The organism is Nocardioides sp. Z13_37, assembly GCF_058355585.1.
The window spans coordinates 74,968-89,084 of the sequence record NZ_JBZGDV010000002.1; the positions used below are offsets into that span (position 1 = coordinate 74,968).

The following is a 14,117-nucleotide window of genomic DNA, read 5'->3' on the forward strand; positions in this document are numbered from 1 at the left end:
CTGTTCGTCCCCGCCCGGGCACACGACACGAGAACGGACACGCCATGCGTACGACACTCCTGAGCGCCACGGCCCTGGCGGTCGCCGCCCTCGCCCTCATCCCGCTCGCCCCGGCCAGCGCCGACGCGATCGACGTCACCGACCCCGCCGACCTGCGCCACGGCGTCGATCTCCGCGCGGTGCGGGTCGAGCACAAGGCGCGCAACATCGTCGTGACGACCACCCACACCAACCTGCGCAAGACCTGGCGCAGCGGCTCCTCGGGCTCGGTCTTCCTCGACACCGACCCCACCGACCCGGGGCCTGAGTACGTCTTCGCCAGCGGCTACTTCGACGGCACCGACTACCAGCTGCTGTCGGTCGACGGCTTCGCCGTCAGGAAGTGGGGGAAGCCGGTCGAGGGGAGCTACCGGCTGCGCATCGACTACGACCGCGAGCAGGTGCGGATGCGGGTCGCCCGTGCGGCGCTCGGCTCACCGGAGCAGGTCCGCGTCGCCGTGCACGTGGCAGGCACGCGCTCCGACGGCTCGAGCGCCGGCACGGACTGGCTCGGCGAGCCGCGCAGCTTCACCGACTGGGTCGCCCGGTAGCCGGCGCTACTTGACGACGCGGACCTCCTGGGGCCACCCGCATCCCTCGGCGACCTTGCCGGCCCACAGCTTCGCGGCCTCGATGTCGGGGACGTCGACGATGGTGATCCCCCCGAGGTACTCCGTGCTCTCGGTGTAGGGCCCGTCGGTGATGGTGATGGTGCCGCTGGTGGCGTCGGCAGTGAACGCGTCGGCCATGTCCTCCTCGAGGCCGCCGGCGAAGACCAGGACCCCGGCGTCCTTCATCTCCTCGATGACCGCCTTGCTCGGCGCCACCCTGCTCTGGAACCACTCGGCGGGGTGGTCGCCGACCCAGTGCTGCTGGAAGTAGATGGCGTACTTCGTCATGTCGATCCTCCTCCTGCGGCCGCCCCGTGCGGCCGGTCACCACTCTGACGGACGAGCACCGCCGAGATCGACAGGCGTCAGTCCGCCAGGAGGGCGAAGGTGGCGAGCGCGTGCACCAGCGTCCTCCCCTCCTGCTCGACGTCGGCCTCGCAGACGGTGAGGCTGTCCCCCCGCTTGCGCACCCTGGCGGTGACGACGAGCTGCCCGGGCCTGCCGGGACGCAGGTAGGTGAGGGTGAGCTGGCTGGTGGCGGGGGTCTCGCCGTCGACGGCGCTCCGGATCGCGGCGCCCATCGCCGCGTCGACCAGGGTGGCGAGCATGCCGCCGTGGACCGTGCCGGCTGCGTTGAGGTGCCGGTCGTCCGCCTCCACCGTGAGCGTGGACCGTCCGTCCGCCGCGTCGGGGGTGTCTGCGCCGATCGTCGACAGGAAGTCGTGCTGGGTGTGCGTCACGTGTCGCCGTACCCCTGACCCGGCGCTTGATCCCCGGACTCAGTGGTCGTGGTCGGTGCCCTCGAGCTCGACCAGGTCGTCGTCGCCCGGCGCCACCACGACGAACTGGCCCATCATGCCGTCGTCCTCGTGCAGGAGCAGGTGGCAGTGGAACATGTAGGGGTGGGTGGGGTCGGCGTAGTCGTCGAAGCGCATGATCAGGTCGTAGGTGCGCAGCGGCTCGAGGTAGACGGTGTCCTTGAGTCCCGCCAGCTCCGGCGGCGGCGGTGAGCCGTCGATCGCGAGCACCTGGAACTGCACGTCGTGCACGTGGAAGTTGTGGGGGAACAGGTTGCGGCTGTGCACGCTCCAGACCTCGACGGCTCCGAGGTGGGCGGTCACGTCCACGCGATCCATCTCCATCCGCTGGCCGTTGATGTCACGACCCTCGAGCTCGAACGTGCGCCGCACGTCGGCGCTCGACTCCTCCAGCCGTTCGATCGCGGCCAGGGTCGCGGGCACGGAGACCCCGGCGCGGGGCCGGGCACCCACCCGGAACTCCACGAGGCCGGCCTCGTCCTCGGCCCCGAACGCCTGCGGGGCGGCCACGTCGCCCAGCTCGGCCCCGAACGTGCGCAGGTGCACGGTCTCCCCGGGCTCGAAGGTGACGACCAGCTCGGCCCGCTCGCCCGGCGACAGGCGGACGGTCTCCACCGCGACGGGTGCCTCGAGCAGGCCGCCGTCGGAGGCGACCAGCTGCACGGTGCGCCGGTCCGACATGCCGATGTCGTAGGTGCGGGCGGTCGACCCGTTGAGCAGCCGCAGGCGGGTCCGGGCGGCGGAGACGGTGAAGGTGGCGCCCGCGACGCCGTTGGTGAGCACCAGGTTGCCGAGCAGGCCGATCTCGTTGCCCCCGTCGTCGAAGACGAGGCGTCCGTCGACGTCGATCAACTTGTCCTGCACGATGATCGGGACGTCGTCGACCCCGTACGTGCTGGGCAGCGCGGGGCTCTCGGCGTCCGCCGCGTCGTCGAGGACGAACAGCCCGGCGAGACCGCGGTAGACGTGCTCCTCGGTCTCCCCGTGGGGGTGCGGGTGGTACCACAGGGTGGCGGGAGCCTGCCGGACCTGCCAGGACGGGCTCCACGTCCCGCCGCCGGCGGCGATCGGCTGGTGCGGGCCTCCGTCCATCTCCGCCGGCAGGTGCATGCCGTGCCAGTGGACGGTCGTCTCGACGTCGAGGTCGTTCACCACGTCCACCCGCACGTCCTCCCCGACGGCCGCCCGGAGCGTCGGCCCGAGATAGCTGCCGTTGAAGCCCCACGTCGGGGTCCGCACGCCCGGGCGGAACTCGTGGGTGCCCTGCTGGATCGTCAGCGAGAAGACGCGCGTGCCGTCCTCCAGCCGGGAGTCGGCCAGGGGCGGGATCGGGAGCGGGGTGTCGAACTCGACGGGCGGCTTCCAGACGTTGCCCGGTCCGCTGCACGCGCTGGCCAGGGTCGTCACCGCGAACGCCGCGAGCCCGGCCTCGAGCAGCCGCCGGCGGCTCAGGCGGACCGGTCGCCGGTCGGGGAGGTGAGGGGGACGGGAGGTGCGGGTGCGGTGTGGACGCGACATCTTCTCGACGCTAGGGACGACAGCGCCCGCGGCCATGCGTGCCGGGGCGACACCTGCCTCGCTCCCGGGCGACCGTGGAGCCACGAGCCCCGGTACGCGTCGCGCCCCGGCGTCCGCGGTCACGCTCTGCGGGGACTCCGCCGCCCGCTGGTGCTCCGTAGCGTCGCGTCCGCGGCCCCGCCGCCGCCCACCGCCGCCGTCTGGAGGACACATGAGCCCTGCACCGAGCACCTCGCGCTCCGCCCTCGTCGTCGGGGCGGGCGTCGGCGGCCTGACGGCAGCCATCGCCCTGGCCGCCCGCGGGTGGGACGTGCGCGTGGAGGACGTGCGCGACACCGTGGACTCCCGCGGAGCCGCGCTGGGCCTCTGGCCCGCCGCCTGGCGGGGGCTCGAGGACGTGCACGTCACGCCCGGCCTCGGCGACGCCCAGCCCTACCGGGCAGCCACGATCCGCTCGGTGGACGGGCGCGTCATGGGCCACCTGCCGCTCGGGCGGATCGAGAAGGCGGCCGGCGCGCCCGTGCGCCTGGTGACGCGGCCCGCACTGATGGGCGAGCTCGTGTCCCGCGCCCGGGCCGAAGGCGTCGACCTCGCGCTCGGGACGGCGTTCGGGGGAGCCGACCGGGCCGCCGGCCACGACGTGGTGATCGGCGCCGACGGCATCAACAGCGACGTACGCCGCCACGTGGCCGGTGTCGTGCACCCGCGAAGCCTGGGAGCGGAGGTGTGGCGCGGGTCCTGCGACGGCACCGTCGCGCACTGGGGCGAGATCTGGGGGCGCGGGATGTTCGCCGGCGTCACGCCCGCCGGGACCGGCCGGACCAACTGGTACGTGCCGGTCGCCGACAGCGCGCCCGTGTCCTCCTTCGGCGACCTGCAGGACCGGCTCGCCGGGTGGCCGCCGGAGATCCGGGACACCGTCGCCCGCACCGACCCGCGTGCCCTGCTGCGGCACCCGCTCCAGGACCTGCCGCCGCTGCCGGCCTACTCGCGCGGCAGGTTCGTCCTGGTCGGCGACGCGGCGCACGCGATGGCGCCGAGCCTGGGCCAGGGCGCGTGCCAGGCCGTGCTCGACGCCCTGGCCCTGGCCAGGTTCCTCGACGAGGACGACGTGGTCCCGGCCCTCATCCGCTACGACCGCCTCCAGCGGCCCGTCGGCGAGCGGCTCGTGCGCCGGTCCAGGCGGCTGCTGGCGCTCCAGCTGTCGCCGCGCTGGGCGCCGGTGCGCGACCTCGCGCTCCGCCTCACCCGCCCGGTGAGCCCGCGCTAGTCATGACCAAGACCTCCACACCCACCATGACGAAGGAGCACGATGATGCGCGCGACCTACCGGATCCTGTGCGCCGCCCTCCTCACGGCGGTGGCCGTCCAGATCTTCCTCGCCGGCCGCGGGGTCGGCACCGGCTCGTTCGAGCCCCACCGGGCGTTCGCCTACGGCGTCCTGGTGCTCGGGCTGGTGACGACGGTGGCGGGACTCGTGGCCCGTGCACCGCGGCGGGCGGTGGCGTGCACCGCCGGCGCGTTCGCCCTGATGTTCCTGCAGCCGGTGCTCGTCCACGTGGGCAAGTCCTCGGACGCCGGCGGGGGCCTCTTCTTCGGGCTCCACGCCCTCAACGCCGTGGTGATGGTCGCCCTCCTCGTCGTCGCCCTGCGCCGGCCGACGCCCCGGCGGGGAGCGACGGAGGCGGACCAGGCCGTGGCGCGGGAGGGTGCCACGCCGTAGCGCTCACCCGTCGCCCTCACCCGTCGCCTTCAGGCCGGGCCGCGGGCGGGAGCCGCCAGAAGTCCCCGTCCAGCCCGCGCTCGTCCAGCAGGGCCTGCTGGTGCTCGCGCGTGGGGCGTCGGAAGTCGGGGGCGAGCCGGTCGGCGTACCAGGCGCGGGCGAGGTCCCACACGGTGACTGCGGGCACGACCTGTCCGCGGCCCGGTGCGTGGGCGGAAGTCCACCGGTCGGCGTGGTCGCGTGAGCAGAACATCCGGATCGACGAGCACGTCGCGACGACGTCGTCCCACCACTCGGGTGCCGGACGGGGGAAGCGGACCACGAGCTGCTCGGGCGGAGGCGTGCCCGGGCCCGTCGCGACGGACAGGGGTTCGGCGCAGTGCGGGCAGGTCGTGTCGACGCGTACGTCGAGGTCGAGGGCGGCGCTGATCCCGAAGGAGTCCCACGCGCAGCCGCCCCACCACCGTCGCTCGTCCCCTTCGTCGAGCGGGGCGACGACGAACCCCATCGGGGTGGCGGCGAACGGGTGCGCCATGCGGATGGAGTCGCCGGCCCCGTCGAGGACCAGGAGGTGGGCGTCCGCGAGGTCGCCGAGCAGCTCTCGCACCTGCCCGGGCGTCGCGGCGGTGCTCCGGGCGAGCTCGGCGAGCGTCGGCGCCCGCCCCTCCCGCGCGAACGCCTCCAGCGCGAGCAGGCGCAGGCGGCGCCCCTCGGCGCTGCTCATCGGGTCCGGTCGCCCGCGCTGCTCCATGGACGGTCCTGCGCTTCCGTCGTCGGTGCCGGTCTCACGAGCCGACCTTGCCGACGCTAGGTCGTCCACCCGCCTCCCGGAGTCGCCGTGGGGCGACACGCGCGTCGCGGACGCGCGTCCCCGTGCTGCGTCGGGACCCGACCAACAGCCGCTCAGCCATTCGTCGTTCCCCGGTGAGGCCGCTCCAGTACCTTCCGGGCATGAGAGCGATCGTCCAGAGCGGCTACGGATCCGTCGACGACCTCACCGTGAGCGAGGTGCCGATGCCGGAGCCCGCCCCGGACGAGGTGTTGGTCAGGGTCCGGGCGGCTTCGGTGCACCCGGATGTGTGGCACGTCGTGGCCGGCCGACCCGCGGTGCTCCGCCTCATGGGCTCCGGGGTCAGGCGTCCTCGAGAGCAGGTGCCGGGGACCGACGTCGCTGGGGTGGTGGAGTCCGTGGGCACCGCGGTGACCCGGTTCGAGCCGGGTGACGAGGTCTTCGGAGAGACTGTTCGCGGTGTCCAGTGGCGCAACGGCGGGGCGTTCGCCGAGTACGCCACCGCCCCTGAGGAGGGGCTGGCGCTCAAGCCGTCGGGTGTCAGCTTCGAAGAGGCGGCTGCGGTGCCGACCGCCGGCCTCATCGCGCTGAACAACCTGCCCCGACGTCGGGTGCCGGCCGGCTCGAGAGTCCTGGTCAACGGCGCTGCGGGAGGCGTCGGCGCGATGGCCGTGCAGCTCGCCAAGGCGTACGGCGCGCACGTCACCGGGGTCGACCACGCGAGCAAGCTCGCACTCGTGGGCTCCCTCGGCGCGGACCGGGTCATCGACTACACGTCCGAGGACTTCACGCGAACAGGCGAGCAGTGGGACCTCGTCTTCGACGTGCCCGGAAACCACTCCTTCCGGGAGATCCGCCGTGCACTGGACCCGCGAGGCAGCTACATCCTGATCGCGCACGACGCGTTCGGCGCGACCGGGCACCGCTGGCTCGGCAGCATCCCGCGCCTCCTCGGACTGGTGGCACGCTCGGCGCTGTCCCCCCAGCTGCGCGGAGGATCCTTCGCAGCACCCGACAAGAGGGAGCTGATGGGCACGCTCGCGGGCTACCTGGAGACGGGTCAGCTGCGCGTGGTGGTGGACCGGGCCTTCCCCCTGGACCAGGCGGCCCAGGCGATGCGCCACCTCATGGCCGGCCGGCCCGTGGGACGAGTCGTCCTCCGCATCGACGACTGAGCCACGGCGTCGCTCCGCCGCGGGTACCTCAGGCGGTCTCGGGGAACTTCACCCCGGTGTTGGCGTGGCACCGGTAGCCGAAGGGGTTCTTGGCCAGGTACTGCTGGTGGGGGTCCTCGGCGTAGTAGTACGGCGTCTCGGCGGCGGGACGGATCTCGGTGGTGATCTCGCCCAGGCCGCGGCGGGCGAGCTCGTCGCCGTAGACCTTGGTCAGCTCGCGGGCGGTCTGCTCCTGCTCGGGGGTCGTCCAGTAGATCGCGGAGCGGTACTGGGTGCCGACGTCGTTGCCCTGGCGCATGCCCTGGGTCGGGTCGTGGATCTCGAAGAACCTCTTCAGCAGGTCGGCGTAGGAGACGACGGAGGGGTCGAAGACGACGCGGATGGCCTCGGTGTGGCCGGTCTGTCCGCTGCAGACCTCCTCGTAGGTCGGGTGGGGGGTGCTGCCGCCGGCGTAGCCGACCGACGTCGACCAGACGCCGGGGATCTGCCAGTAGACCTCCTCCGCCCCCCAGAAGCAGCCCAGGCCGAGGATCGCGACCTCGTGGCCCTCGGGGACCTCGTCGCTGACGACGGGGGTGTGCAGGACCACGTGCTCGCCCAGGGTCCAGGGCTGCTGCTCACGCCCCGGGAGCGCCTGGTCGGGGGTGGGCAGGGTGGTGGGCTTGCCGAATCCGAACATGGCTCAAGTGTCGCGCGCCGGGCAAGCGCGCTCGGGCCGGGGAGCGGCGTACGTAGTTCCACGCGGTCTAGACGTCGTGCTGTCACCGATGCGCGGCCCGTGGCGGCGGAGGACGGTGTGGAGGCGTCAGCACCATCCGTCGAAGGGAATCGTCATGTCGTCACGTCGATCAGCCAGGCCGCTCCTCGTCGCCGTCCTGGCCGGGATCCTGGTCGGGGGCGGCCTCATGGCCGTCACCCCGGCCGGTGCCGAGGTCAGCAGCGCGGTCGCCACCCAGTGGAAGAAGGTCTGGAAGAAGGAGCTGCGGCCGATGGCCGACAAGCGCTACCACACCAAGAAGCAGAGCGACGCGGCCTACCAGCCGAAGGGCTCCTACGAGCCCGCCGGGTCGGGCTACACCAAGGGCGAGAGCGACGGCAGGTACGCCGGCGCCGGGTCGTCGTACACCAAGGCCGAGAGCGACGCGAGGTACGCGGAGGCGCACGGCCTCGTCCGCGGCGTCTACCTGGCGCAGGTCGGACCGGGCACCGGCCTCCTGAGTGAAGCCGTCGGCTTCGGATTCAACCTCACCACCGCGCCGGAGGCGCACTACATCCCGACCGGAGACCCGCTGCCGGCCGGATGTGCGGGAACCGCGGCGGCGCCCAACGCGGCGGCGGGCCACCTGTGCGTGTTCGAGACCGGCTCCGCCAACGTGAGTGGGAAGGCCGTCTACGACCCGGCCTCTACGTCCTTCGGCTCCGCCGTCTACGGGGCGACGATCATCGGCTTCCCGGTGAACGCCGCCGCCACGGCGTGGTTCCGCGGGAGCTGGGCCATGCGTCCCGGCTCGCCCGTCGTCAGCCCGGGCTTCGCCAAGGCGTCGCCCGGATCGGTGAACCCCGGCGTCGGGAGCGGCTCCGCGACTCCCTGAACGACCAGCAGGACGGCACCACACCCAGCTGCGCAGTCCCCGGGCGGGGCCCCATCCCCGCGCGGGGACTACGCTCGGCGGGTGACCCAGGAACGCGCCAACAAGGCCGGGTTCGAGACGCGTGCGATCCACGCCGGCTACGAGCCCGACGCGATGACGGGGGCGGTCAACCCGCCCATCTACGCCAGCAGCACCTACAAGCAGGACGGCGTCGGCGGGCTCCGTGGCGGCTACGAGTACAGCCGCTCGGCCAACCCGACGCGTACGGCGCTCGAGGGCGCGCTCGCGGCCGTCGAGGACGGCGAGAAGGGCTTCGCCTTCGCGTCCGGACTCGCCGCCGAGGACGCGATCATCCGGGCGCTGACCCGGCCGGGCGACCACGTCGTCATCCCCGACGACGCCTACGGCGGCACGCACCGCCTCTTCGACAAGGTCGCCAAGGTCTGGGGCACCGACCACAGCTCGGCGTCGGTCGCCGACACCGAGGCCGTGGCCGCGGCGATCGAGCCCGGCCGCACCAGGTTGGTGTGGGTGGAGACCCCCACCAACCCGATGCTCACCATCGGCGACATCGAGGCGCTGGCGCGGGTCGCCCACGACTCCGGCGCGCTGCTGGTGGTCGACAACACCTTCGCCTCGCCCTACCTCCAGCAGCCGCTGACGCTGGGTGCCGACGTGGTGGTGCACTCGACGACCAAGTACGTCGGCGGGCACAGCGACGTCGTCGGGGGAGCGGTGGTCGTGCGCGACCTCGAGCTCGCCGAGAAGATCGGCTTCCACCAGAACGCCATGGGAGCGGTGGCCGGGCCCTTCGACGCGTTCCTCACCCACCGGGGCCTCAAGACCCTCGGCGTGCGGATGGACCGTCACTGCGACAACGCGGAGCGGATCGTCGACTTCCTCGACGGCGACGAGCGTGTCTCCCAGGTGATCTACCCGGGTCTGGCCAGCCACCCCGGCCACGAGGTCGCCGCCCGCCAGATGAGGCGCTTCGGCGGGATGGTCTCCTTCCGCGTCGCGGGCGGCCTCGACCGCGCCCTCGCCGTCTGCGAGCGTGCCGAGGTGTTCACCCTCGGGGAGTCCCTCGGCGGCGTCGAGTCGCTCATCGAGCACCCCGGGAGGATGACCCACGCCAGCGTCGCGGGCACCGACCTCGAGGTGCCCGACGACCTGGTGCGGCTGAGCGTGGGGATCGAGAGCGTCGACGACCTGCTCGCCGACCTCGACCGGGCCCTGGGCTGAGGCGTGCGCCTGTCGAGCCGCCGGACGTCGATGTGAGCATCGTCTGCGTCGACTTCGGGTCGACGTTCACCAAGGCGGCGCTCGTCGACGCCGGGAGCGGGGAGCTGCTCGCCACCGCGAGCCACCCCACCACCCTCCCCGACGCAGCGGGTGACGGCGACGTCCTCGACGGCTACGACGCGTGCCTCGCGGCGCTCGCCGAGCAGGACGCCCGCGCCCTCGACGCCGACGTGCTCGCCTGCTCCTCCGCGGGCGGCGGGCTGCGGATCGCGGTGGTGGGCAACGAGGAGCTGGTCACCGCCGAGGCGGGCCGGCGGGTCGCGCTCTCCAGCGGCGGCAAGGTCGTGCTGGTCCTCCACGGCGGCCTCGACGCGGCCGGGCTCGCCGAGCTCCGGGCCGCGGCGCCCGACGTCGTGCTGCTGGTCGGCGGCACCGACGGCGGCAACGCCGAGGTGCTGGAGGGCGACGCCCGGTTCCTGTCCGACGTCCCCTGGCCTGGCCCGGTCGTCGTGGCCGGCAACGTCGAGTCGCAGCCCCGGGTCGCCGAGCTCCTCGCCGCCGCGGGCACCCCGCACGTCCTCGCCGACAACGTCGTGCCGCGCATCGGGGTCCTGGCTCCCGACAGCGCGCGCCGGGCCATCCGCGAGATCTTCCTCAGCCACGTGATCGGCGGCAAGCACCTCAGCAGCCGCACCGACGCGCGCGGGCGCACCTTCACCGACATGGTGCGCGGCGCCACGCCCGACGTCGTGCTCACCGGCGTCGAGCTGCTCGCGCGCGGCCTCCACGACCAGCACCCGGGGGCGGGCGACGTCGTGGTCGTCGACGTGGGCGGCGCGACCACCGACGTCCACAGCGTCGTGGAGCTCGACCCCGAGGACAGCGGCCTGGCCCGCGAGGTCGTCGCCACCACCCCGGTGACCCGCACCGTCGAGGGCGACCTCGGCATGCGCTGGTCGGCCCTGTCGACGGTCGAGGCGGCCGGCCTGGACGACCTCCTCGACGCCGCCCGGCGCCGCCGCGAGCACCCGGACCTGCTGCCCGACGCCTGCGCCGACCCGGCAGCCGAGCGCGACGCCGACCTGGCCATCGCCGCGGCCGCCGTGCGGATCGCCCTCGAGCGCCACGCCGGTCGGAGCAAGGTCGTGGTGAGCCCCGAGGGGCGGGTCGTGGAGCGCAGCGGCAAGGACCTCCGCGAGGTCGACCTGCTCGTCGGCTCGGGCGGGGTGCTGCGCCACGGCGGGCCCGAGGCCGTACGACGCGTGCTGGTGCCGGCGACCGGCGACGCCTTCGAGGGCGGCTGGCAGCTGCCCCGCGCGCCGCGCGTCGTCGTGGACCACGACTACGTCCTGGCCGCCGCCGGCCTGCTCGCCGCCGACCATCCCGTCGCGGCACACCGACTGCTGGGTGGTCTCAGGACCGCGGGGGATCGGTAGCGTGACCGACGTGACCGATCACGGCAGGCCCGCCTCCGACGTCCCCGGCGACACCGAGGTCGAGTCGGGGCGGCGCCGCTTCTTCGCGGCGCTGGCCCGTGAGGAGGACGGCCTCGCCGAGCGCATCGTCAGCCAGTGGGCCCAGGGACGCGCCGAGCGCCGGTCCGAGCCCGCCTTCAGCACCGGGCCGTCCAACTTCAGCCGCGCGCAGGTGCCGTGGGGGCTCGACCTGGCCGCCGCCTGGTCCTGGCGCCTCATCGTCATCGTGGTCGCCGCGCTCGGCCTGCTGTGGACGCTGCGCTACTTCGCCGTCATCACCCTGCCGATCGCGATCGCGCTCCTGTTCGCGGCGATGGCCTCGCCCCTGGTCGTGTGGCTGCGCCGGATCGGGCTGCCTCGGGGGCTCGCGACGGGCATGGTGATGATCGTCGGGATCGGCACCGTCGCGCTGCTGCTCACCTTCGTCGGCCAGCAGGTCGCGCAGGGGGCCAGCGACCTCGCCGACTCGGTCGTCACCGGGCTCGGCCAGGTCCGCGAGTGGCTGCGCACCGGGCCGCTGAACGTCTCCGACTCCCAGCTCGACGGCTACATCAAGCAGGTGCAGTCCGCCGTCTCCGGCAGCACCGGCGCCGACGGCGTGGTCACCCGCGCCACCGAGGTCGGCACGGCCCTCGGACACGTGGTCGCGGGCTTCTTCATCGTGCTGTTCTCCACCTACTTCTTCCTCGCCGACGGCGAGCGGATCTGGTCGTGGATGGTCCGCCTCGCCCCGCGTGCCGCGCGCGAGCGCGTCGACGCCTCGGGGCGCGTGGCCTGGGTGTCGCTGACGCAGTTCGTGCGTGCCACGGTGCTGGTGGCGCTCGCGGACGCCATCGGCATCATGCTCGTCGCCTACTTCCTGCAGGTGCCCTTCGTCGTGGCCATCGGCGTGCTGGTCTTCCTCGGCGCGTTCGTGCCGATGATCGGCGCCACCGTGGCCGGCACGGTCGCCATCCTCGTCGCGCTGGTCGACCAGGGGCCGTGGACGGCGCTGCTGATGCTCGGCGGCGTGATCCTGGTGCAGCAGGTGGAGGGCCACGTCCTCCAGCCGTTCCTGATGGGCCGCTTCGTCTCGCTGCACCCGCTCGGCGTGATCGTGGCGATCGGGTGCGGGGTGCTCGTGGCGGGGGTCGCCGGCGCGCTCATCGCCGTGCCCCTGGCTGCCGCCGGCAACGCCGTCGCCCAGCACCTCGCGTCCTACACCGAGATCGGTGAGGAGGACCACGACGAGGCGCTCGACCAGGACATCGGGCCACCACCGACCGAGGCCGACGAGCTCCCCGACGACGACAGCCCGCTCGCCGGCCCCGAGGCGCCCGACGACCCTGTCGAGGCCGGGAAGCAGCACGACAAGGACCCGTCATGACCGCCCCGCAGGTCTCCCTCGCCGACATCGTCGCCGCGCGCGAGCTGCTCGACGGCGTCACGGTGACCACGCCCATGGAGGAGTCGCGCTGGCTCTCCGCGCTGGTCGGCGGCCCGGTCTCGCTGAAGTGCGAGAACCTCCAGCGCACGGGCTCGTTCAAGTCGCGCGGGGCGTACGTGCGCATCGCCCGCCTGTCCCCCGAGGAGCGGGCCCGCGGCGTCGTCGCGGCCTCCGCCGGCAACCACGCCCAGGGGGTGGCGCTCGCCGCCGCGACGCTCGGCATCCCCGCGACCGTCTTCATGCCGGAGGGGGCGCCGATTCCCAAGGAGAACGCGACCCGCGGCTACGGCGCCGACGTGGTGTTCCACGGCCGCTACCTCGAGGACTCGCTCGTCGCCGCGAGACAGTTCGCCGCGGAGACCGGGGCGGTGCTGATCCACCCCTTCGACCACCCCGACGTCGTGGCGGGTCAGGGCACCCTCGGGCTCGAGGTGCTCGAGCAGGCGCCCGACGTACGCACCGTGCTGGTGCCGACCGGCGGCGGCGGCCTGCTGGCCGGGGTCGCGATCGCGATCAAGGCGCTGCGACCCGACGTACGGGTGGTGGGGGTGCAGGCCGAGGGCGCGGCGGCCTACCCCGGGTCACTCGCGGCCGGGTGCCCGGTGCCGCTGGAGTCGATGAGCACGATGGCGGACGGCATCGCGGTCGGGATGCCGGGCGAGATCACCTTCGCGGCCGTGCGCGACCACGTAGACGAGGTCGTCACGGTCTCCGAGGAGTCGCTCTCGCGCGCGCTGCTCGCGCTCGTCGAGCGCGCCAAGCAGGTCGTGGAGCCGGCCGGTGCGGCCGCCGTCGCGGCGCTGCTCGACCACCCGGCCGGCTTCGAGACGCCCGCGGTCGCGGTGCTATCGGGCGGCAACATCGACCCGCTCCTGCTCGGCAAGGTGATCCGCCACGGTCTCGCCTCGGCCGGGCGCTACCTCTACCTGCGCGTGTGCATCCCCGACCTCCCGGGCGGGCTGGCGTCCCTGCTCGCCGAGGTCGGCGCGGAGGGGGCCAACGTGCTCGAGGTCGCCCACGAGCGGATCTCGCCGTCGCTGACCCTCAACGAGGTGGAGGTGCGCATCCAGCTCGAGACGCGCGGCGAGCCGCACGCCGCGCACCTGGTGCAACGGCTGCGCGAGCGCGGCTACCGCGTCGACTCCTGAGCGGGCGCCGTCAGGACCGGTAGGGCTCCGCGTCGACGATCGTGACGCTGAGCTCCTTGCCGTTGGGCGTGGTGTAGGTGACCTCGTCGCCGCGGGAGCGGCCGTTGATCGCCGCACCCATCGCCGACTGCGGGGAGTAGACGTCGAGCTCGTCGCCCTCGGTCAGGTTCTCGCGGGCGCCGAGGAGGAACTTCTCGTGGTCGCCGCCACCGAAGTCGACGGTCACGACCATGCCGGGCTCGACCACGCCGTCGTTGGGCGGGGTCTCGCCGACCTCGGCCTTGCGCAGCATGTCCTCGAGCTGGCGGATGCGGGCCTCCTGCTTGCCCTGCTCGTCCTTGGCGGCGTGGTAGCCGCCGTTCTCCTTGAGGTCACCCTCGTCGCGGGCGGCCGAGATGCGCTCGATGATCTCCTGGCGCTTGGGTCCCTTGAGGTCCTCGAGCTCGGCCTTCAGCTTGTCGTAGGCCTCCTGGGTCAGCCAGATGGTGCCCTGGTCGGTCATGTCGGTGCTCCTGCTCACGTGGGTAACTGGACGAGGGTGTGCCTCAGCCGCCCCGCAT

15 protein-coding genes are annotated in these 14,117 nt (G+C 73.5%); 9 read left to right on the plus strand and 6 right to left on the minus strand.

The window, feature by feature from the left end:
* Positions 1-44 precede the first annotated feature (44 nt).
* Complete coding sequence (locus AC4H2S_RS05295; RefSeq protein WP_491495923.1) at positions 45-590, plus strand: hypothetical protein; 546 nt, start codon at positions 45-47, stop codon at positions 588-590.
* Positions 591-596: 6 nt separating this feature from the next.
* Here the strand turns inward: AC4H2S_RS05295 and AC4H2S_RS05300 are convergent, their stop codons facing one another.
* From AC4H2S_RS05300 to AC4H2S_RS05310, 3 genes are all read right to left on the minus strand, one after another.
* Positions 597-938: a YciI family protein gene (locus AC4H2S_RS05300; RefSeq protein WP_491495924.1), complete on the minus strand. Its 342-nt coding sequence runs from the start codon at positions 936-938 to the stop codon at positions 597-599.
* Between the two features lie 77 nt (positions 939-1,015).
* Positions 1,016-1,390: a PaaI family thioesterase gene (locus tag AC4H2S_RS05305; RefSeq protein WP_491495925.1), complete on the minus strand. Its 375-nt coding sequence runs from the start codon at positions 1,388-1,390 to the stop codon at positions 1,016-1,018.
* 39 nt (positions 1,391-1,429) lie between these two features.
* Positions 1,430-2,986 (minus strand): multicopper oxidase family protein, encoded by a 1,557-nt coding sequence (locus AC4H2S_RS05310; RefSeq protein ID WP_491495926.1) that lies wholly within the window; start codon positions 2,984-2,986, stop codon positions 1,430-1,432.
* A 211-nt stretch (positions 2,987-3,197) separates the two neighbouring features.
* Between AC4H2S_RS05310 and AC4H2S_RS05315 the strand changes: the two genes are divergently transcribed.
* Both AC4H2S_RS05315 and AC4H2S_RS05320 read left to right on the plus strand, forming a co-directional pair.
* The gene (locus tag AC4H2S_RS05315) at positions 3,198-4,256 is read left to right on the plus strand and encodes an FAD-dependent monooxygenase (RefSeq protein ID WP_491495927.1); all 1,059 of its coding nucleotides are present in this window, start codon (positions 3,198-3,200) and stop codon (positions 4,254-4,256) included.
* A gap of 45 nt (positions 4,257-4,301) precedes the next feature.
* A complete protein-coding gene (locus AC4H2S_RS05320) occupies positions 4,302-4,709 on the plus strand; it encodes a DUF6220 domain-containing protein (protein WP_491495928.1) in 408 nt (135 codons plus the stop codon).
* A 16-nt stretch (positions 4,710-4,725) separates the two neighbouring features.
* On the opposite strand, the gene AC4H2S_RS05325 is transcribed toward AC4H2S_RS05320, so the two are convergent.
* Positions 4,726-5,460: an alkylmercury lyase family protein gene (locus AC4H2S_RS05325; RefSeq protein ID WP_491495929.1), complete on the minus strand. Its 735-nt coding sequence runs from the start codon at positions 5,458-5,460 to the stop codon at positions 4,726-4,728.
* A 200-nt stretch (positions 5,461-5,660) separates the two neighbouring features.
* On the opposite strand from AC4H2S_RS05325, the gene AC4H2S_RS05330 reads away from it, so the two are divergent.
* Positions 5,661-6,674 (plus strand): NAD(P)-dependent alcohol dehydrogenase, encoded by a 1,014-nt coding sequence (locus tag AC4H2S_RS05330; protein WP_491495930.1) that lies wholly within the window; start codon positions 5,661-5,663, stop codon positions 6,672-6,674.
* Between the two features lie 28 nt (positions 6,675-6,702).
* Here AC4H2S_RS05330 and msrA read toward each other — a convergent pair whose 3' ends face one another.
* Positions 6,703-7,353 carry a peptide-methionine (S)-S-oxide reductase MsrA gene (gene msrA, locus AC4H2S_RS05335; protein ID WP_491495931.1) on the minus strand — a complete coding sequence of 217 codons (651 nt, stop codon included), beginning with the start codon at positions 7,351-7,353 and terminating at the stop codon, positions 6,703-6,705.
* 154 nt (positions 7,354-7,507) lie between these two features.
* Here msrA and AC4H2S_RS05340 point away from each other — a divergent pair, with 154 nt between their 5' ends.
* From AC4H2S_RS05340 to ilvA, 5 genes are all read left to right on the plus strand, one after another.
* Positions 7,508-8,266, plus strand: a complete 759-nt coding sequence (locus tag AC4H2S_RS05340; RefSeq protein ID WP_491495932.1) for a hypothetical protein — start codon at positions 7,508-7,510, stop codon at positions 8,264-8,266.
* Between the two features lie 81 nt (positions 8,267-8,347).
* A complete protein-coding gene (locus tag AC4H2S_RS05345) occupies positions 8,348-9,508 on the plus strand; it encodes a cystathionine gamma-synthase (RefSeq protein ID WP_491495933.1) in 1,161 nt (386 codons plus the stop codon).
* 32 nt (positions 9,509-9,540) lie between these two features.
* A complete protein-coding gene (locus AC4H2S_RS05350; protein ID WP_491495934.1) occupies positions 9,541-10,944 on the plus strand; it encodes a glutamate mutase L in 1,404 nt (467 codons plus the stop codon).
* A gap of 10 nt (positions 10,945-10,954) precedes the next feature.
* Positions 10,955-12,349, plus strand: a complete 1,395-nt coding sequence (locus AC4H2S_RS05355) for an AI-2E family transporter (protein ID WP_491495935.1) — start codon at positions 10,955-10,957, stop codon at positions 12,347-12,349.
* Complete coding sequence (gene ilvA, locus AC4H2S_RS05360) at positions 12,346-13,557, plus strand: threonine ammonia-lyase (RefSeq protein ID WP_491495936.1); 1,212 nt, start codon at positions 12,346-12,348, stop codon at positions 13,555-13,557. The genes AC4H2S_RS05355 and ilvA overlap by 4 nt, the downstream gene beginning before the upstream one ends.
* 10 nt (positions 13,558-13,567) lie before the next feature.
* Here the strand turns inward: ilvA and greA are convergent, their stop codons facing one another.
* Entirely contained in the window at positions 13,568-14,059 is a 492-nt protein-coding gene (gene greA, locus AC4H2S_RS05365; protein WP_491496741.1) for a transcription elongation factor GreA, read from the minus strand.
* Positions 14,060-14,117: the final 58 nt, after the last annotated feature.

Excerpts from the sequence above, each read along its gene's own strand:
- AC4H2S_RS05320 (WP_491495928.1), top strand. The coding sequence starts at position 4,302 with ATGCGCGCGACCTACCGGATCCTGTGCGCCGCCCTCCTCACGGCGGTG.
- msrA (WP_491495931.1), bottom strand. The coding sequence starts at position 7,353 with ATGTTCGGATTCGGCAAGCCCACCACCCTGCCCACCCCCGACCAGGCG.
- AC4H2S_RS05300 (WP_491495924.1), bottom strand. The coding sequence starts at position 938 with ATGACGAAGTACGCCATCTACTTCCAGCAGCACTGGGTCGGCGACCAC.
- AC4H2S_RS05310 (WP_491495926.1), bottom strand. The coding sequence starts at position 2,986 with ATGTCGCGTCCACACCGCACCCGCACCTCCCGTCCCCCTCACCTCCCC.
- AC4H2S_RS05325 (WP_491495929.1), bottom strand. The coding sequence starts at position 5,460 with ATGGAGCAGCGCGGGCGACCGGACCCGATGAGCAGCGCCGAGGGGCGC.
- AC4H2S_RS05340 (WP_491495932.1), top strand. The coding sequence starts at position 7,508 with ATGTCGTCACGTCGATCAGCCAGGCCGCTCCTCGTCGCCGTCCTGGCC.
- AC4H2S_RS05330 (WP_491495930.1), top strand. The coding sequence starts at position 5,661 with ATGAGAGCGATCGTCCAGAGCGGCTACGGATCCGTCGACGACCTCACC.
- greA (WP_491496741.1), bottom strand. The coding sequence starts at position 14,059 with ATGACCGACCAGGGCACCATCTGGCTGACCCAGGAGGCCTACGACAAG.
- AC4H2S_RS05315 (WP_491495927.1), top strand. The coding sequence starts at position 3,198 with ATGAGCCCTGCACCGAGCACCTCGCGCTCCGCCCTCGTCGTCGGGGCG.
- ilvA (WP_491495936.1), top strand. The coding sequence starts at position 12,346 with ATGACCGCCCCGCAGGTCTCCCTCGCCGACATCGTCGCCGCGCGCGAG.
- AC4H2S_RS05295 (WP_491495923.1), top strand. The coding sequence starts at position 45 with ATGCGTACGACACTCCTGAGCGCCACGGCCCTGGCGGTCGCCGCCCTC.